Source organism: Paraburkholderia sp. USG1 (assembly GCF_031570135.1).
Taxonomy (GTDB): domain Bacteria; phylum Pseudomonadota; class Gammaproteobacteria; order Burkholderiales; family Burkholderiaceae; genus Paraburkholderia; species Paraburkholderia dioscoreae.
In genome coordinates this window covers 45,761-63,136 of the sequence record NZ_JAMWXW010000030.1, presented here as the reverse complement: position 1 = coordinate 63,136, position 17,376 = coordinate 45,761, and the positions used below count along the sequence as shown (strand labels likewise).

At 63.9% G+C, this 17,376-nt stretch carries 17 protein-coding genes; 16 read left to right on the top strand and 1 reads right to left on the bottom strand.

Annotation, left to right across the window (positions count from 1 at the left end; genetic code table 11):
* Positions 1-15 precede the first annotated feature (15 nt).
* The 14 genes from NE850_RS30830 (at position 16) to NE850_RS30765 (ending at position 13,438) form a co-directional block, all read left to right on the top strand.
* Positions 16-441 (top strand): cupin domain-containing protein, encoded by a 426-nt coding sequence (locus tag NE850_RS30830; RefSeq protein ID WP_007179611.1) that lies wholly within the window; start codon positions 16-18, stop codon positions 439-441.
* Positions 438-749, top strand: coding sequence for a cupin domain-containing protein (locus NE850_RS30825; protein ID WP_007179610.1), 312 nt, complete (start codon positions 438-440; stop codon positions 747-749). The genes NE850_RS30830 and NE850_RS30825 overlap by 4 nt, the downstream gene beginning before the upstream one ends.
* Complete coding sequence (locus NE850_RS30820; RefSeq protein ID WP_007179609.1) at positions 746-2,038, top strand: NAD(P)/FAD-dependent oxidoreductase; 1,293 nt, start codon at positions 746-748, stop codon at positions 2,036-2,038. Before NE850_RS30825 ends, NE850_RS30820 begins: the two co-directional genes overlap by 4 nt.
* Positions 2,035-2,595: a nuclear transport factor 2 family protein gene (locus NE850_RS30815; RefSeq protein ID WP_007179608.1), complete on the top strand. Its 561-nt coding sequence runs from the start codon at positions 2,035-2,037 to the stop codon at positions 2,593-2,595. Before NE850_RS30820 ends, NE850_RS30815 begins: the two co-directional genes overlap by 4 nt.
* The gene (locus NE850_RS30810) at positions 2,592-3,500 is read left to right on the top strand and encodes a dihydroorotate dehydrogenase electron transfer subunit (protein ID WP_007179607.1); all 909 of its coding nucleotides are present in this window, start codon (positions 2,592-2,594) and stop codon (positions 3,498-3,500) included. The genes NE850_RS30815 and NE850_RS30810 overlap by 4 nt, the downstream gene beginning before the upstream one ends.
* The gene (locus NE850_RS30805) at positions 3,494-4,432 is read left to right on the top strand and encodes a dihydroorotate dehydrogenase (RefSeq protein ID WP_007179606.1); all 939 of its coding nucleotides are present in this window, start codon (positions 3,494-3,496) and stop codon (positions 4,430-4,432) included. The genes NE850_RS30810 and NE850_RS30805 overlap by 7 nt, the downstream gene beginning before the upstream one ends.
* Positions 4,429-4,782 (top strand): non-heme iron oxygenase ferredoxin subunit, encoded by a 354-nt coding sequence (locus NE850_RS30800; RefSeq protein WP_007179605.1) that lies wholly within the window; start codon positions 4,429-4,431, stop codon positions 4,780-4,782. The genes NE850_RS30805 and NE850_RS30800 overlap by 4 nt, the downstream gene beginning before the upstream one ends.
* Positions 4,779-5,807, top strand: a complete 1,029-nt coding sequence (locus NE850_RS30795) for an asparaginase (protein WP_007179604.1) — start codon at positions 4,779-4,781, stop codon at positions 5,805-5,807. Before NE850_RS30800 ends, NE850_RS30795 begins: the two co-directional genes overlap by 4 nt.
* A gap of 145 nt (positions 5,808-5,952) precedes the next feature.
* Entirely contained in the window at positions 5,953-6,654 is a 702-nt protein-coding gene (locus NE850_RS30790) for a CoxG family protein (protein ID WP_007179603.1), read from the top strand.
* 10 nt (positions 6,655-6,664) lie between these two features.
* Positions 6,665-7,570, top strand: a complete 906-nt coding sequence (locus NE850_RS30785; RefSeq protein WP_007179602.1) for a xanthine dehydrogenase family protein subunit M — start codon at positions 6,665-6,667, stop codon at positions 7,568-7,570.
* A complete protein-coding gene (locus NE850_RS30780; RefSeq protein WP_007179601.1) occupies positions 7,554-8,141 on the top strand; it encodes a (2Fe-2S)-binding protein in 588 nt (195 codons plus the stop codon). Before NE850_RS30785 ends, NE850_RS30780 begins: the two co-directional genes overlap by 17 nt.
* Positions 8,128-10,530 (top strand): xanthine dehydrogenase family protein molybdopterin-binding subunit, encoded by a 2,403-nt coding sequence (locus NE850_RS30775; RefSeq protein WP_007179600.1) that lies wholly within the window; start codon positions 8,128-8,130, stop codon positions 10,528-10,530. The genes NE850_RS30780 and NE850_RS30775 overlap by 14 nt, the downstream gene beginning before the upstream one ends.
* Before the next feature lie 345 nt (positions 10,531-10,875).
* On the top strand, positions 10,876-12,003 hold the full coding sequence (locus NE850_RS30770; protein WP_007179598.1) for a porin: 1,128 nt from the start codon (positions 10,876-10,878) through the stop codon (positions 12,001-12,003).
* A 94-nt stretch (positions 12,004-12,097) separates the two neighbouring features.
* Positions 12,098-13,438 (top strand): MFS transporter, encoded by a 1,341-nt coding sequence (locus tag NE850_RS30765; protein WP_035517744.1) that lies wholly within the window; start codon positions 12,098-12,100, stop codon positions 13,436-13,438.
* A gap of 213 nt (positions 13,439-13,651) precedes the next feature.
* Here the strand turns inward: NE850_RS30765 and NE850_RS30760 are convergent, their stop codons facing one another.
* Positions 13,652-15,409, bottom strand: a complete 1,758-nt coding sequence (locus NE850_RS30760; RefSeq protein WP_007179596.1) for a methyl-accepting chemotaxis protein — start codon at positions 15,407-15,409, stop codon at positions 13,652-13,654.
* 428 nt (positions 15,410-15,837) lie between these two features.
* Here NE850_RS30760 and NE850_RS30755 point away from each other — a divergent pair, with 428 nt between their 5' ends.
* Entirely contained in the window at positions 15,838-16,410 is a 573-nt protein-coding gene (locus NE850_RS30755) for a TetR/AcrR family transcriptional regulator (RefSeq protein ID WP_007179595.1), read from the top strand.
* Between the two features lie 57 nt (positions 16,411-16,467).
* Positions 16,468-17,343 (top strand): SDR family NAD(P)-dependent oxidoreductase, encoded by an 876-nt coding sequence (locus NE850_RS30750; protein ID WP_007179594.1) that lies wholly within the window; start codon positions 16,468-16,470, stop codon positions 17,341-17,343.
* The last annotated feature ends 33 nt before the right edge of the window (positions 17,344-17,376 follow it).

Here is a 17,376-nt window from a genome sequence, read left to right as displayed (position 1 = left end):
ACAAGGAGAACGACGATGCCCCGATGCCAGGTTTTCACCATCGACGACGCGCTCACCGAAGTCGTGCAAGACGGCCTCTATATGAAGTCGCTGGCAGGCGAGTCGATGAGTGTCGCAGTCGTCAAATTCGTCGAGAAGGCGGGCAGCGAATTGCCGGCCAAGGCGCATAGCCACGGCGAGGAGGCCTCGCTGCAACTGCTCGGCAGCTGCACGATCTACACCGACGATCCGGCGCAGCCGGGCGCCGACGTGCGCATGGACGCGGGTGATGCGGTCGTGATTCCGGCCGGCTTGAGCCACTACGGCAGGAACCGTTTCGGCAGCGAAGGCGTCAGCATGCGGTTGAACGTCGTGAGTCCGCCGCGCCGGGAATACGGCAAGTCAGGCACCCAGGCGTATTACCCGCTCGCCGGTCGCGACGGCGATGGAGCGAAGTCGTGAGCGCCGGGTTCCAGCGTCTGCCCGCGGCCGAACGTCTGAATGGGATGACGGGGCGCACGCTCGACGTGAGCGTGCACGAACTGCGCGACGCAGCGGCACTCGCGTTTGAAGCACCCGGTCCCGGCGAGGAGATCGGCGCGGTGCTGGCAGGCCGGCTCGACGTCGAAGCCGACGACGAACGCTACACGCTCGAAGCGGGTCAGGTGATCGTGATACCGGCCGGCATGGCGCGCCGCTATGTCGCCCGCACGCCGCGCGCGACGCTGTATCGCGTGGTCGTCGCGAAAGTGCGGGAGGACGCGCAATGAGCGACGCCTCACTCGGCGCGCCGCGCGACGCGCGCATTGCGATCGTGGGTGCGGGACATGCGGGCGGGCGCGTCGCACAGCATCTGCGTGCGCTCGGCCATCGCGGCGAGATTGCGTTGATCGGCGACGAAGCGCATGCGCCGTACGAACGGCCCGCGCTGTCGAAAGAATTGCTGCTCGGCGAAAAGACGCCCGCTGATCTGACGCTCGCGCCCGCCGGGTTCTGGGAGGACAACACGCAAACGTCGGCGTGCGCGACGCCGACGCGCCGTTATCGTGCCCGTGCGCGCCGGGTATTCGCCGATCCGCTCGGTGAGCATCGTGCCATCGAACTCGACGACGCCAATTCGACGCGTGTGGACTTTGACACACTGGTGGTGGCGACGGGCGGTAAAGCGCGCATGCCGCGCATCGACGGTATCGATCAGCCGGGCGTGCACAGTCTGCGCACAATTGATGATTGCCTCGCGCTGCGCGAGGCGCTCGCCGGGGCGCGCGACATCGTGATCATCGGCGCCGGCGTGATCGGCATGGAGGTGGCAGCGGCCGCCGCGAAACTCGGCAAGCACGCGACGGTGCTCGAAACGGCCGCGCGGCCGATGGCGCGCATCCTGCCGCCGCCCGTGAGCGACTGGCTCGCCGGCGTGCATCGCGCGCACGGTGTGACGATCGAAACGGGGGTCGCCGTAACGCACATCGAGCGCACCGCCGCGCGCCGTTTTGCCGTGCACGTAGATGGCGTGAGCGGCGCGCATACCTGCGATCTCGTGCTGGTTGCGGCGGGCATCGAGTGTTCGGTGGATTTTCTCGAAGGCACGTCGATCGCGAGTGTCGACGGCATCGTGGTCGATGCGTGCTGCCGCAGTCCGGTCGCGCCGTGGTGCTATGCGGCCGGCGACATCGCGGTTGCATACAATGGCCGTTTCGGACGGATGCTGCGTCAGGAGACGTGGCGCAATGCCGAAAACCAGGCGCGCGCGGTCGCCGGATTCATCTGCGGCCGTGTCGAGCCGTTCAACGAAACGCCGTGGATGTGGACCGATCAGTTCGGTTTCAACATTCAGGTGATCGGCCGTCCCGAAGCGAACCACAGATTCGTTACGCGCGGCGATATCGGCGCGGGACCGGCGACGCTCGTCGCGCTCGACGGCGATTACGTGAGCGGCGCGGTGCTGATCGATTGCGGCCGCAACCGGCGCGCGCTCGAAGCGCTGATCGAAGCGAAAACGCCGGTCGATCGCGCGCGTCTCGCCGATGCCGCCGTCCCGCTCAAGGAGGTGGCGCGATGAACGCGTTGCTGGAACAACGCGTCGCGCGGCTCGAAGCGATCGACGCGATCCGCCGGCTGAAAGCACAGTATGCCGCGCTGGCCGACCAGAAATACACGCGCTGCTATGCGCTCCAGCCCGACCCGGTGATGCATGACGTTGCGCGGCAACAGGCCGAATGCTTCACCGAGGACGCCGTGTGGCAAGGCGGCGACGGTTTCGGTTCGGACCTGGTCGGCCGCGCGGCGATCGAGCAGTGGTTCCGCCGCTCGCCGTGGCGGTTTGCCTTGCATTACTACACGGGCGAGCGAATCGACGTGATCGATGCGGATCGCGCCGAAGCGACATGGCGCCTGTGGCAGATCGCGCTGCGCGACGACAGCGGCCGTGGCGTGCTGCTCGCGGCGATCACCGCCGAACAGTACGCGCGCGGTAGTGACGGCGCGTGGCGCATCAGTCATATGTGCTTCGAACAGTTGCACATGGTCGAGACGGGCGTGCAGCCGCTGCCGTTCGCCGCCGACTTCGCTGGCCTCGATGCGATTCGTGGCCGCACTCATCTCCTGGAGTCCGAATGAAAGAAGTCGAATCGTCGCTCGCGTTGAGCGATCCTGCGCAATGCCGCGATGACGAGGCCGGCTGCTTGCCCGCATGCGCAGCGGAGCGTGAGCTCGCGTTTCCAGTCGCGCAGAATGCGTGCCGCGTAGTCAGCAATCGCTGGGTGAACGCCGAGTACCGGCATCTGATCGTCGAGGCATCGCCCACCGCGCTCGCTGCGCGGCCGGGGCAGTTTTTTCATCTGCATTGTCCGGCCGCGCATGGCGCGATGCCATTCCTGCGGCGTCCGATGAGTGTGTACCGTGTCGATCGCGACCACGCATGTGTGGAGTTTCTATACAAGGTGCAGGGCGCGGGCACGCGCGGACTCGCGATGCTCGAACCCGGCGATACGCTCGACGCGGTGGGCCCGGTCGGCCGCGGCTTCGATGTGCCGGACGGCGCACGCCACGTGCTCCTGCTCGCGCGCGGCGTTGGACTTGCGACGCTCGCGCCGCTCGCGCGCTTCGCGGTTACGCGCGGCGCAAAAGTGACGGCGGTGCTGAGCGCGCGCGATCCGTCGCTGGTGATGTCGGCGGATTATCTGCGCGACGCGGGCGCGGACGTGATCGCCGTGACAGACGCGGAGAACACCAGCAATGTGACTCACGTCGACATGCTGCTCGAACGCATCCATGCGGAGACGCCGTTCGATTTCGTTACGACCTGCGGCTCGAACCGGTTGCTGATGCTGCTGCAGCGTTTCGCCAACACGCACGGCATAGCCGGCCAGATCGCGCTCGAACAGCACATGGGTTGCGCGCTCGGCGCGTGCTATGCGTGCGTGCGACCGTTCCGTAAAACCGACACGTCGGACGAACTGACCTATCGCCGCGTCTGTTGGGATGGACCCGTGTTTGGATTGAAGGAGACCGTGTCATGGTAGATCTCAGCGTGACGATTGGCAGCGTGACGCTCGCCAATCCCGTGATGCCGGGTTCGGGTACTTTCGCCGACGGCTTTGCGCGCGTGTTCGACCTGAATCGCCTCGGCGCGATCGTCACCAAGACGATCACGGACGACGTGCGAGAAGGCAATCCGCCGCCGCGCGTCGCCGAGTTTCGCGACGCAACGCTTTTTTCGATCGGCATTCCGAGCCGGGGCAGCGACTACTATTTGCGGGAAACCGTGCCGTTTTACAGCCGGTATCTGCCGCCGCTCATCGCCAGCATTTCTGCCGATAGCGTCGACGACTTCGGCGCGCTCGCAGCAAAACTCGCCGTGCCGGAAATCGCGGCAATCGAAGCGAACGTGTCGTGCCCGAATCTGAAGGCCGACGGCAAGGCGTTCGGCATGGACGCGCAGGCGACGCACGATGTGGTGCGCGCGATGCGCGAGCGCAGCGGGCTACCGGTATGGGCAAAGATGACGCCGAATGCGGGCAATGTCGTCGAGGTCGCAAAGGCGGCCGAAGAGGCAGGCGCCGAAGCCATCGTCATGGGTAATGCGATGCTGGCAATGGCGATCGACACGGAAACGTTCCGCCCGAAAGTCGCGAATCTGATGGGTGGTATCACCGGGCGCGCGACGAAGCCTGTGCTTTTGCGCATGGCTTACCAGTGCGCACAGGCCGTGAAGATTCCAGTGATCGGCTGCGGCGGGATCGCCAGCGCGTCGGATGCCATCGAATATCTGCTGGCCGGCTGTACCGCGGTCCAGGTCGGCACGGAGAATTTCGTGAATCCCGGCGTGATGCCCGCGATCATCGACGAGTTGAACGGCTTCTGCGTGCGGCGTGGCATCACGCGCGTTCAGGATCTGACCGGCGCGATGCAGGCGCACGAGCCGATGTCGATGGTATGGAGGGCGTCGCTATGAGCGCGGTGATGCAGGCGGCGGACGACATGCCCCCGTGGCATGAAGTCGGTGCGCTCGAGGCGCTGTTCGCCGAACGCGCGTGTCATGGCGTGACGATAGACGGACGGCGGATCGGCCTTTTTCTCGTGGATGGCGCGGTGCATGCGATCGACGATATGTGCACGCACGGCAACGCGCTGCTGTCCGACGGCGAACTCGAAGGACACGAGATCGAATGTCCGCTGCACGCGGGGCTCTTTGACGTGCGCAACGGACGCGCGATGTGCGCGCCGCTCACGCGCGACGCAGCGGCGCACGACGTGCGCGTCGAGACGGGCAAGGTGTTCGTGCGTGTCGGGAGCGGCGCATGAGCGGCCCGGCGGATTGCGCGCGCCCGAAAATCGCGGTGATCGGCACGGGCGGTACGTTTGCGATGCACGCGCGTGGACCGTTCGACTGGATCGAGTATTCGGAAAGCGGCATCGTGCTGCCGGTCGAGGATCTGCTCGCCAGAATGGGCGATTTAGCGCCGCATCTCGCGTGTGAAGCGGCGAGTTTCCGCCGTCTTGGCAGCACGTCGATCGGACCGCGCGACTGGGTCGAACTCGCGCGGCTGATCGAAACCACGCTTGCCGGCGATCCGCAGATTCGCGGCGTGGTCGTGACTCACGGCACGGCGACGCTGGAAGAGACGGCCTGGTTTCTCGACCTGACGCTCGCCACCGATGTGCCGGTCGTTATTACGGGCGCACAGCGGCCTTTCAACACCACCGGCAGCGACGCGGCGGCGAATCTGCGGGCGGCGCTCGCGGTGGCGTCGTCGGAAGGCGCACGCGGGCTCGGCGCGCTGGTTGCGATGGACGGTCTGGTGTTCGCGGCGCGCGACGCGACCAAGGTCGCGAGTTTCGAACTCGCCGCTTTCGAAGCACCGGGCTTCGGTCCGCTCGCACGCGTCGAAGCGGACGCAAGCGTGAGCTGGCGGCGCAAACCCGTGCTGCGCAACGGCCGGCTCGGTAGGGTGCTTGCCTATGCCGAGCAGCACGGCTGGATGCTGCCGCGCGTCGACATCGCAATGTCGTATGCGGGCGCGGACGGTGCGGCGATCGACGCTTTCGTGGCAGCGGGCGCACGCGCGATCGTCAGTGCGGGCTTGCCGCCGGGACGCCCCGCCGAGCAGGAGGCGCACGCGCTGCAACGGGCGCGGGAAGCGGGCGTCCTGATCGTCCAGTCGACGCGCGCGCTGCGCGGCATGGTGCCGGAGCAGGCCTTTCTGCAGCGCGATGGCTTTCTGGCGGGCAGTGATCTGACGCCGCTGAAGCTGCGTATCCTGCTAATGGCCGCGCTGACGCAGACCGCCGACGCGCGCGAACTGCAAAGCATCGTATTCGCGCATTGATACGCCGATGCCGGTTCGATGCACGGCAGATGAAGCGTTTTTTGGCCGGCGAAAATCACGATCGGCAGGAACACACCACCATGCGGGCGCGGCGCGCGCCGTGAGCCGCACAGCAGCAGGCCCGGAAACGGCGCAGGAGCGGAATATGGAACTGGTAGGCGAGCAACTCATCAACGCGCCGCGCCCGCAGGTGTGGGCGGCGATCAACGATCCGGACATCCTGTCGCGATGCATTCCGGGTTGCGAGGAAGTCAACGCATTGTCGCCGACTGAGCGCGACGCGCGTGTGTTGCTGAAAATCGGACCGGTGCGCGCGCGTTTTAGCGGACGCATTTTGATGTCGGACATCGTCGAGCCGTCGGGCTGCAAGCTCAGCTTTGAAGGTACGGGTGGCGCGGCCGGCTTTGCGAAAGGGCACTCGGAAGTCGCGCTGACTGACGAGGGCGCGCAGACGCGGTTGCGCTACACCGTATCCGCTTCGGTGGGCGGCAAGCTCGGACAGATTGGCGGCCGGTTGATCGACGCGTCCGCACGGAAAGTCGCGGACGAGTTTTTCACCGCGCTCGACGCGGCCTTGACCTCGAGCGCAAGCGAAGGCGCAGCGCCGGGCGTGGAGTCGGCCAACGGCATGGCGCCTTTGCATCCGGCGCCGCCAGACACGCTGACCCGCACACCGGCGAGTACGCCGGCAGGCACGTTCGCCGCGAATCGCAGGCGCTATGCGGAACCCGCTTCTGCGCCCGCGCCGCGTCCGTGGACCGCGGCACTCGGCGGCGAAGCGTCGCGAGCGTTCTGGTTCTGTCTTGGCGTCGGCACGACGCTGCTCGTCCAGTATCTCGCGCGTTGACGCCGTCGCCATGAAAGCCCCAGCCTTTCGCTACGCGCGGCCCGCGACGCTCGACGAAACTTTCGCGCTGCTCGCCGAACACCGGGACGACGCGCGTCTGATCGCGGGAGGACAGACGCTGCTCGCAACACTCAACATGCGCCTTTCCGAGCCGCACATCCTCGTCGATCTGCGCGATGTGCGCGGTCTGCGCGGCATTTCGCTGCAGCGTGATCATGTGCGCATCGGTGCGCTGACCCGGCACAGCGAGATCGAGGATTCGGCGTTGATCGCGCGGCATCTGCCCTTGCTTGCGCTCGCCGCGCCGCACGTGGCGCATCGTGCGATCCGCAATCGCGGCACGATCGGCGGTTCGCTCGCGTACGCCGATCCTGCCGCCGAATGGCCGGCGTGTGCGCTTGCGCTCGGCGCGCGTTTCGTGTTGCGGAGCGCGCGCGGCGAGCGTCGCGTGGATGCGGCCGATTTTTTTGTCGATCTTTATACGACCGCGCTGCAATCCGCAGAAATCCTCACGGCATGCGAGTTCCCGCTCACGCTGGCGAGCACGCGTGTCTACTTCGACGAACTGGTGCGGCGTCACGGCGACTACGCGATCGTCGGCGTGGCCGCGTATGCGGAGATCGACGGCAATATGCTGGTGCGGCCGCGCTTCGCATTCATGGGGGCGAGCACGGTGCCAGTGCTCGCGCGCGACACGGCGGCGGCGCTCGACGGCGTGCGCGTCGACACTCCCTCTAATCTGCGCGCCGCACTCGATGCGGCCTCGGCAGCGCTCGACCGCGAGCTCGAACCGATCGCCGATCTGTACAACAGCGCGGAAACGAAGCGCCATCTCGCACGCGTGCTGCTCAAGCGCGCGTTAACGGCGCTAGCACAACCGGCGCAGCCAGGAGTCCAGAATGAACGAGTCGCATGAAGCCCACGCGGCCTGCTGGGTCACGATCGAAGTGAACGGCGTCGAGCATAAAAAATCGGTGCAGCCGCGCGTGCATCTGGTCGATTTTCTGCGCGAAAACCTCGACATGCGCACGGTGCGGGCCGGTTGTGAACATGGCGTATGCGGCTCGTGCACCGTGCGGCTCGACGGCGACATCGTGCGCGGTTGCCTCGTTCTTGCCGTGCAGGCAGATGGAGGCACCGTCGAGACGATCGATGCGGCGAGCGACCGTGGCGATCTGCTCGAACTGCAACACGCGTTTCATGCGCACAACGCCCTGCAATGCGGCTTCTGCACATCGGGAATGCTGTTCACGGCGGCGGCGCTGATCGAAGAGAAGCCGGACGCTACGCGCGCCGATGTGCGCGAATACATGTCTGGCAATTACTGCCGTTGCACTGGCTATCACGCCATCATCGACGCGATCTGTTCGGTACTCGAAGCACGCCGGCAACGCAGGGCCGAAGGATCATGCGGTCACGCGGCGCCCGTCGTCGCGGGGAGCGATGAGATCTTGCCGCACGAGGAGACGATCGATGGATCGGCATGACGACGGTTCGCTCCAACCCGGTTCGACGCAGGTCGAAGGCACGCGCGCGCGCTATATCGGCACGACGGTCAAGCGCCCGACGGCGCGCCGCCTGTTGCAGGGCCGCGGCACCTATCTCGACGATGTCGTGCTGCCGCGTATTGCGCATGTCGTCTATCTGCGCAGTCCGATGGCGCACGCACGCGTCGGCGTGATTGATACGGAAGCCGCCCGGCGCATGCCCGGCGTGATCGCGATCGTCGGCGGCGAGGAAGTTGCGGCGATCTGCAAACCGTGGGTCGCGACGCTGAAAACACTGGTCGGCATGAAGTCGGCGCCGCAATATCCGCTCGCGCGAGGCACCGTGCACTGGCAAGGCGAACCGGTACTCGCGGTGGTTGCCGAAAGCCGCCGCGAAGCGGAGGACGCGCTCGAGGCCATTTCCGTCGAGTGGCACGAACTGCCCGCGGTGACGAACGCGGAAACCGCGCTCGATCCGCAAACGCCGGTGATCCACCCCTCGCTCGGCGACAACCTGTGTTTCGAGCGCACGATCGACAACGGCGCGGTGGACGACGCATTCGCGCGCGCGGCCGTGACCGTCGAGCAGACGTTTCGCTTCAATCGCCACACCGGCATGCCGCTGGAAACGCGCGCGATTCTCGCCGATTTCGATCCCGCCGATCAGCGGCTGACGGTGCATCAGTCGCATCAGGCGCCGCACAATCTGCAGGATCTGTACGCGCATCATTTCGGCATTGACGAGAATCGCGTGCGGGTAATCTGCAAGGATGTTGGCGGCGCGTTCGGCATCAAGCTGCACACCTATCCCGACGACTTCGCGACGGTCGCGCTGTCCATTCTGCTGCGCCGTCCGGTGAAGTACGTTGCCGACCGGCTCGAATCGTTCGTCAGCGACATTCATGCGCGCGAACACGTGGTGCATGGACGCATCGCGGTGGACGCGCAAGGCCGCATTCTCGCCTTCGATATCGACGACCTTGCCGGCATCGGGCCGTATTCGGTGTATCCGCGCACCAGCGTGACAGAAGGCAATCAGGTCATCAGCGTAATCGGCGGCCCATACCGGCACGAGGCATATCGCGCGCGGCTGCGCGTGGTGTTCCAGAACAAGGTGCCGACCAGCCAGTATCGCGGCGTCGGTCTGCCGATCGCGTGCGCGGTGACCGAAGGTCTCGTCGACGAAGCGGCGCGGCGCCTCGGCATCGATACCTTCGAGATGCGCAGGCGCAACGTATTCGCCGACGTCGCGTATCCGGTGGTCGGCGCCGCGGGCATCCGCATGGAGGGCCTGTCGCATCAGCAATGTCTCGACCGGCTGGAGGCGCTGATGGATTACGGCGCGTTGCGCGCGGAACAGGCGGCGCTGCGCGAGAAGGGCGTTTTTCGCGGAATCGGCATCGCGATGCTGATCGAGATGACGAATCCGGGCGCGGCGTTCTACGGCATGGGAGGTGCACGCATTTCCGGCCAGGACGGTGCGACCGTCCGGCTCGAATCGGGCGGCGGCGTAACCTGCATGGCGGGCGTCGGCGAACAGGGGCAAGGCACCGAAACGATTCTCTCGCAGATCGTTGCGGATGCGGTCGGCGTGCCGATCGACTGTGTGCGGATCGTCACCGGCGATACCGCGGTGACACCTTATGGCGCGGGCACGTGGGCATCGCGCGGCGCCGGCATCGGCGGTGAAGCGGTGTTGCAGGCGGGGCTCGCGTTGCGCGCGAATATCCGTGCGTTTGCGGCGTCTGTTCTGGCGCGCGAGATCGACGAACTGGAAGTGGACGATGGCGCCGTGATCGACGTGCATACGCGCGAAGTGCTCAAAACGCTCGCCGATCTTGCGACAATTGCGTATTTTCGTCCTGACACGTTGCCGCTCAACACGCTGCCCGAACTGACGGTGACGCGTCAGTACACGCAGAACGGCCAGCCGTTCCTGTTCACCAACGGCGTGCAGGCTTCGTATGTCGAAGTCGATATCGAAACCGGCATGGTGAAGCTGCTCAGGCACTGGGCGGTGGCCGACTGTGGCCGCGTGATCAATCCGATGCTCGTCGACGAGCAGATGCGCGGCGGCATCGTGCAGGGGATCGGCGGCGCGATGTTCGAAGAGTGTCTGTACGACGAAGCGGGACTGCTTACCAACGGCAGTTTCGCCGACTATCTCGTACCGATGGCGGCGGAGATGCCCGACATCTTCCTTGCGCATGTCGAAACACCCACCACGACCTCGCAACTCGGCGCGAAGGGCACAGGCGAAGCGGGCACGGCCGGCGCGCCGGGCGCCGTCATGAATGCCATCAACGACGCGCTCGCGCCGCTCGGCGCCAGCGTCACATCACAGCCCGTCACGCCGCAGAAGGTGCTGCGCGCGTTGGGCATCGCCTAATACGTCTATTAAATACTGAAGTTCGTTTTTGGTGCGTGTGACATCCACCCGGATGTCGCGCGCATCGTTGCGTTCATGCGCGCTCCGACATTGTGCGGTTCGTGATTTCATTCCAATAAACTCGCATAAAAAAAGCCACATAAAGAGGCGAACCCATGCTGTACAAACCTCGATGTTGTCGTGCGAAAACACAGGTCAATTTTTATTTCTTGACATGTAAAATCTTCGAAACAAGAATGATATTCGGTTTTATAAGAAATGACGAGAGGTCTGGATGGCACTGGCGGTCTGCGCTCTTCAGGCAGGCGAACGAACGCTCAACGATAACTTTCTGGGGAATGACGTATGAAACGCATCATCAAGACGACGCTTGCGACGATGGTCTCGCTGGCGATTCCCGCGCTCGCTCATGCGCAGTCGTCCGTGACGCTGTACGGCGTGATCGACGAGGGCATCACGTACGTGTCGAACGCGGGCGGCAGTCATCTCGTGAAGATGGACGACAGTTCGTTGCTAGCCGATCGCTGGGGTTTGAAGGGGCGTGAGGATCTCGGCGGCGGCCTCGCGGCGATCTTCGCTCTGGAATCGGGCTTCTCGGTGAATAACGGCGCGCTGTACGGCAGCGAGTTCGGCCGTCAGGCGTGGGTGGGTCTCGACAGCCGCTACGGTAAGTTGACGATGGGCCGCCAGTACGATTTTTCACGCGACTACATGTCGCCGTACGGTACTGACGGCTGGTGGCTTTCCGGTTACGGTGTGCACCAGGGCGCGCTCGATCGCGAGGTGTTCGGCCGCTTCAACAATTCAGTGCGCTATGAGAGCAACGACATCCGCGGTTTCCAGTTCGGCGGCATGTATTCGTTCAGCAACGCGGCCGGCAACTTCCACGACGGCAGCGGCTGGAGCGTCGGCGCGAGGTACGCGAACAGCCCGTTCTCCGCAGCGGTCACGTACACGTACCAGGCCAAACCGACAATCGATCCGTATGAACTGCTCGGCGTGAAAACGCTGATGGGTCAGACGACCGTCACGTATGCCGGCGACGCCACCACCGATCCTTACACCGGCAGCACCTTCGATCTGCAGTCGATCGGCACATTCGGTGTGGGTGCGCAGTACAAGTTTGGTCCCGCCACGGTGATCGGCAATTTCACCGATACGGTGCTGAAGGGCATTGGCGCGACGGCGGGACATTCGCCTTCACTGCTCGTGTACGAGATCGGCGCGCTGTACAGGCTCACGCCGTTCTGGACGATCGGCGCGAGCTATCAGCACAGCAAGCTCGAAGCGAATGCGTGGAACGAATACGCGGCCGCAGTCGACTTCACGATCTCCAAGCGAACCTGGATGTATCTGACCGCTGACTATCTGCGCGCGTCCGGCGGCGTCGATCCGGTGATCGGCGCGAGTTTTACGCCTTCGCGCAGCAGCAGCCAGTTGCTTACGCGGCTTGCGCTGGTGCATGAGTTCTGAGCGGTGCGTCGCCATCCGGCAGCACCGTTTCCATTCGTCCCCACGCCGGATCGGCGCCACACTCGGCGCGATCCGGTTCTCAAGAAGGTGCATTGTGAAAACACTGGCGAATCATGAATTACATATTCCGGCGCGCACCACGGGGATCGTGCTGCTGCTGTGCTGGCTCGCGATCCTCTCGGAAGGCTACGACCTTGGCGTGATGGGCACCATCATTCCGGCGCTGCTGAAAGATCCGGTCTGGCATCTGTCGCCGCTCGAAATCGGCACGATGGGCAGTGCGGCGTTGCTCGGAACGCTGATCGGCGCATACGCGTTCGGCGTGCTGAGCGATCTGGTCGGGCGCAAACGCGTGCTGATCGCATGTGTCGCACTGTTTTCGCTGTCGATGCTTGCTGCCGCCAACGCGAGCACTCCGGCGATGTTTTCGTTCGTGCGGCTGATCGGAGGTCTGGGTCTTGGCGGCGTGATTTCGGCGGCGGCGACGCTAACGGTCGAATATTCGGCGGCGAAGTCGAAGAACCTGAATTTCGCGCTGATGTATTCGGGCTATTCGCTCGGCGCGCTGGTGTCAGCTCTCGTGGGCATGGCGTTTATGGCCGCACACGGCTGGCGCGCGATCGTCGCGGTCGGCTTTCTGCCGATCGTATTCGTGCCGTTCATGATGTGGCTGTTGCCGGAATCGCTCGATTATCTCGTGGCGACCAACCGGCTCGATCAGGCTGGCAAGCTTGCGAAGCGGCTCGGCATTTCGCTCGAAGCGGTGGTCGGAAAACGGAACGGTGTCGATCATTCGCTCGCGCTGCGTGATGTGGTCGAAGCGCTCTTCAATCGCGAAACGTTCGTTACGACGATGCTTGTGTGGATCACCGAATTCATGGCGATCCTCGTGATTTACGGACTTGGCGTGTGGTTGCCGCAGATCATGCGCAAATCCGGTTACGACCTCGGATCGAGCCTGCTGTTTCTCGTGGTATTCAGCCTTGCATCGGCAATCGGCGGCGTGCTGCTCGGCCGAATCTCCGATCGCTTCGGTGCGCAAAAGACGATCGGCCTATGGTTTTTCATCGGCGCGCTCGCGATCGCCGGACTGTCGATAAAAAGCTCGTTGCTGGTCAACTACGTACTGGTTTCGCTCGCGGGATTCGGCACAGTGTCAGCGGGGTTGATCTATCTCGGCTTCATTCCGACTTTGTACCCGCTGCACGCACGCACCACGGCGACAGGCTGGGCCGTTGGGTTCGGGCGGTTTGGCGCGATGACCGGGCCATTGGTCGGCGGTGTGATCACGGGTATGAATGTCGGCGTAACCTGGGCGTTCATGATCTTCGCTGGCGCTGCCTTGATCTCGTGCCTCGCGATTCTCTGCATTCCGCGTAAGGCGCCCGCGGTGCAGCAGAGAGCATCCATCGGAGCAACGCTGAATTCGCATTAGATCGTCGCGCGCTGCGCGCATAGAGCAGATGGAGCGCCTCTTGAAACGCGGCGCCGCGACTGAATCGACTGGCAGGCGGGCACGAACCAGTTTGCTATCCTGATTGGTGATTGATTCACGCGGGCGCGCGGAAGATTATTTTATCAACCGCGTCGCCCACCAGAATGCGGACGGGCCCGTCCATACGCTCGGCGCTCGATCAGAGAAGAACGCTCAAAACCGATCCCAGCCGTCGTCCGCACCGGCCGCTACCGCCGCTACAGCCGCCGTCGCCAGCGTGGCAGCCGGCGTCGCAACAGTCGCGGAGGTTGCACGCATGACGCGCCGCACCGGCGCAACAACAGCCGGTTCGCGTCGCGGCCTCTCCTTCTGCAAAGGAGCAACAGAAGCACACGCCCCCGCCGCATCGCCATTCAGAATCTGAAAGAATGCCACGGCTTCATTCAACTGCTCGCCCTGATCTTCCATCGACCGCGAAGCCGCCGCCGCTTCTTCTACCAAAGCGGCATTCTGTTGCGTGACGTTGTCCATCTGCGTGATCGCAAGATTGACCTGCTCGATGCCGCGGCTTTGTTCACTCGACGCCGCCGCGATCTCCGACATGATGTCCGTCACCCGCGCCACCGCCTGGGTGACTTCGGCCATCGTCTTGCCTGCCTCGCCGGCGAGCGTCGAGCCGTCGCGAATCTTGTCCACGGAGGTGGCAATCAGATCCTTGATCTCCTTGGCCGCGCTCGACGAGCGCTGCGCCAGGCTTCTGACTTCGCTCGCGACCACCGCGAATCCGCGGCCCTGTTCGCCTGCGCGTGCGGCTTCGACCGCCGCGTTGAGCGCGAGAATGTTCGTCTGGAATGCAATGCCTTCGATAATGCCCGTGATGTCCGCGATCTTCGTCGAGCTCTCGCTGATATCGTGCATCGTATTCACGACCTGGCCGACCACCTCGCTGCCTTTCCGCGCGACCGACGAAGCATTCGTGGCGAGCATGCTGCCTTGCTGCGCATTGTCGGCGTTCTGCCTCACTGTGGAAGTGAGTTCTTCCATACTCGACGCCGTTTCCTGCAACGACGCTGCCTGCTGTTCGGTGCGCTGGCTCAGATCCATGTTGCCCGCGGCGATCTGGCGTGCCGCGCCGGCAATGCTCGTGCTGCTGTCGCGCACGCGTGCGACGATCGTGGTCAGCCGTTCGTTCATCTCGCGCAGCGCGCTCAGTAGCCGGCTGGTTTCGTCGCTGCCATTCACGCTGATGCGCGTGCGCAGGTCGCCTTCGGACACTGTGCGGGCTACGTCGATTGCCTGGCGCAGCGGTCTGGTGACCGCGCGCGTGATCAGCGCGCAAGCGCCGATTGCGAGTGCCACCGCAATCAGGCTGATTGCGATCAGCAGATTGCGCTGGTTCTCGTAATGTGCCGCGTATTCGTTGATCAACTGTTCCTGGCGGTTACGCGCGTAGTCGGCATATGCGTTGGTCGCGCGAATCAGCGCGGCGAGTAATGGCCGGCATTGATCGTCCATCTTGACGATCGCCTCGTCGTGCTTGCCGGTCAGCGCGAGATTGACGATGTCGGTGGCGACCGGCCCGTACAAAGCCTCCACCCGATTGATTTCGGCGACGAGGCGGCGCCCTTTCTCCGTCGCGTCGGTTGAGGTCGCAATCATGTCGTTGAGCTTCTTCAGATCGGCTTGCACATCTTCATGCGCGCGCAGCACATCGGCTTTCTCTATTTCGAGATCCTGAGGTTTGCTGACGAGCACGAGGTTACGCGCGGCGATGGCCCGCCGATCGACAGCGGTTCGTACTTGCATGACCATGTCCGCGCGTGCGTTGATGCCATGCACGAAGCTGGAAAATCCATCGGTTGAGTCGCTGAGTGCCTTTAGCGCAAGCATGGAAACCGCAACGACGATAAGAGACAGAATGCCGAAGCCGGCAATGAGTTTGGCTTTGATGGTGAGGTGCTTCGATGTCACGATTTTTTCTCCAATAACGAAACGTGAATGCGTTCGCAATGGACTCTCAGGTCCGGGTATGGGAGCGTCTAGATGGCCGCCGTGCATTGCGGCGGGCCTGCGCGATCTACTCAATCTGGGTCCAACGTCGAACGTGGACACAAATAGGTATCCCATTTACGGAATATCGGATCGAGCCTCCCAAATACTGAGGGTGGCTCGGGTATGTCTCTATAAAGTTTGCGAAAGATGACCGGAGAATGCGTAATTTTGTGCTGAATGAATATATTTGGTCATATGGAGAAAACATCCGATTACGTTTTCATTTCATATTTCTTGGGCTGTCATATCGCGACGCGAAAGCGCACAAAAACGCTTGAACCAAAGCATTGTCAGCGTATATGATTGAGCAATCACTCATTTATGATTCGTCGTCGAACTGAACCCGCATGGCCCGCCCCAAGAGCGAAGACAAACGTAATGCCATTCTCGCTGCCGCAGCGCAGGTCATCGCCGAGCAGGGGCTGGGCGCGCCCACCTCGCGCATCGCCAAGGTGGCGGGTGTGGCGGAGGGAACGCTGTTCACATACTTCGACAACAAAGACGACTTGCTGAATGTCTTGTATCTCGACATCAAGGGCGAACTGCGCGAGGTAATGATGACGGCCTATCCGAAGCACGCCAGCGTGCGCGAGCGCGCGCAGCATGTGTGGAACCGCTTTGTCGACTGGGGCGTCGCGCAACCGCACAAGCGCCGCGCAATGGCTCAACTCGCCGTGTCGGAGCGGTTGACCGACCATACGCGCTCGACAGGCATGCAGTCGTTCGCCGACATCAACGAGATGATTCAGGCGAGCGTCGCGAGCGGAGCGTTGCGGGATCACCCGCCGGCGTTTCTGTCGGCGATCATGGGCGCACTGGCGGAAACGACCATGGACTTCATCGCTCGGGAACCGGCTAACGCCGAGCGCTACCGCCAGGCTGGTTTCGATGCGTTCTGGAATGCGATCGCGCGCCATTGAATTTTTTTGTCACGTTAATGAGTGATTACTTGCTCAACTAAACTGAAGGAGTAAACGATGGCTAAGGTCTGGTTGGTTACCGGCAGCGCCCGCGGTCTCGGGCGGGAAATTGTCGAGGCAGCGTTGCAGGCGGGCGAGCAGGTCATCGCGACGGCGCGCGATCCGCGTCAGCTGGCGGATCTCTCGGCGCGTCATGGCGAACGGGTTCGCCCGGTCGCGCTCGACGTCACCGATCCGCAGGCGGCGCGGCAAGCCGTGCAAGCGGCGCTTGACGCGTTCGGCCGGCTGGACGTGGTGGTCAACAATGCGGGCTTTGGCCACCTGGTACCGTTCGAGCAAACTTCCGAGGACGACTTCCGCTCGCAGATCGACACCAACTTCCATGGCGTCGTCAACGTGACGCGCGCGGCGCTGCCGGTGCTGCGCCAGCAGCGGGCCGGGCACATCATTCAGATTTCGTCGGTGGGCGGACGCGTCGGAATAGCGGGCTTGAGCGCGTACCAGGCGGCGAAGTGGGCAGTGGGCGGCTTCACCGAGGTGCTCCGCCAGGAGCTTGCGCCCTTCGGCGTTCATGTCACTGCGCTCGAACCGGGCGGCATGAAAACTGGCTGGGGCGATCGGGCGGCCGGCGCCACGCCGGAATTGCTGGCGGATTATGTGCCCTCGGTCGGCGCCGTGGCGGATATGCTCTCGCAGTACATCGGCCACGAAGCCAGCGATCCGGCAAGGGTCGCGCAAGTGGTGCTCAAGCTCGCGTATCACGATTCCTTGCCGGCGCATCTTTTGCTCGGCAGTGACGCATTGCACTACTGTGGCGAAGGCGACAAGGCGCGCGCGGCCGACGCGCAAGCGTGGCAGGCCGTCAGCATGTCGACGGATTTCTCCGCGCCGGCGGCGCTGCCGCCATTTCCGGCCGCCTCGGCGAAAGCTTGAGCGCGCTGTCGGGCAGCCGGGCCAGCGCCACCT

Coding starts and splice junctions, on each gene's coding strand:
- NE850_RS30770 (WP_007179598.1), top strand. CDS start 10,876: ATGAAACGCATCATCAAGACGACGCTTGCGACGATGGTCTCGCTGGCG.
- NE850_RS30775 (WP_007179600.1), top strand. CDS start 8,128: ATGGATCGGCATGACGACGGTTCGCTCCAACCCGGTTCGACGCAGGTC.
- NE850_RS30830 (WP_007179611.1), top strand. CDS start 16: ATGCCCCGATGCCAGGTTTTCACCATCGACGACGCGCTCACCGAAGTC.
- NE850_RS30750 (WP_007179594.1), top strand. CDS start 16,468: ATGGCTAAGGTCTGGTTGGTTACCGGCAGCGCCCGCGGTCTCGGGCGG.
- NE850_RS30800 (WP_007179605.1), top strand. CDS start 4,429: ATGAGCGCGGTGATGCAGGCGGCGGACGACATGCCCCCGTGGCATGAA.
- NE850_RS30785 (WP_007179602.1), top strand. CDS start 6,665: ATGAAAGCCCCAGCCTTTCGCTACGCGCGGCCCGCGACGCTCGACGAA.
- NE850_RS30815 (WP_007179608.1), top strand. CDS start 2,035: ATGAACGCGTTGCTGGAACAACGCGTCGCGCGGCTCGAAGCGATCGAC.
- NE850_RS30795 (WP_007179604.1), top strand. CDS start 4,779: ATGAGCGGCCCGGCGGATTGCGCGCGCCCGAAAATCGCGGTGATCGGC.
- NE850_RS30820 (WP_007179609.1), top strand. CDS start 746: ATGAGCGACGCCTCACTCGGCGCGCCGCGCGACGCGCGCATTGCGATC.
- NE850_RS30790 (WP_007179603.1), top strand. CDS start 5,953: ATGGAACTGGTAGGCGAGCAACTCATCAACGCGCCGCGCCCGCAGGTG.
- NE850_RS30780 (WP_007179601.1), top strand. CDS start 7,554: ATGAACGAGTCGCATGAAGCCCACGCGGCCTGCTGGGTCACGATCGAA.
- NE850_RS30755 (WP_007179595.1), top strand. CDS start 15,838: ATGGCCCGCCCCAAGAGCGAAGACAAACGTAATGCCATTCTCGCTGCC.
- NE850_RS30805 (WP_007179606.1), top strand. CDS start 3,494: ATGGTAGATCTCAGCGTGACGATTGGCAGCGTGACGCTCGCCAATCCC.
- NE850_RS30810 (WP_007179607.1), top strand. CDS start 2,592: ATGAAAGAAGTCGAATCGTCGCTCGCGTTGAGCGATCCTGCGCAATGC.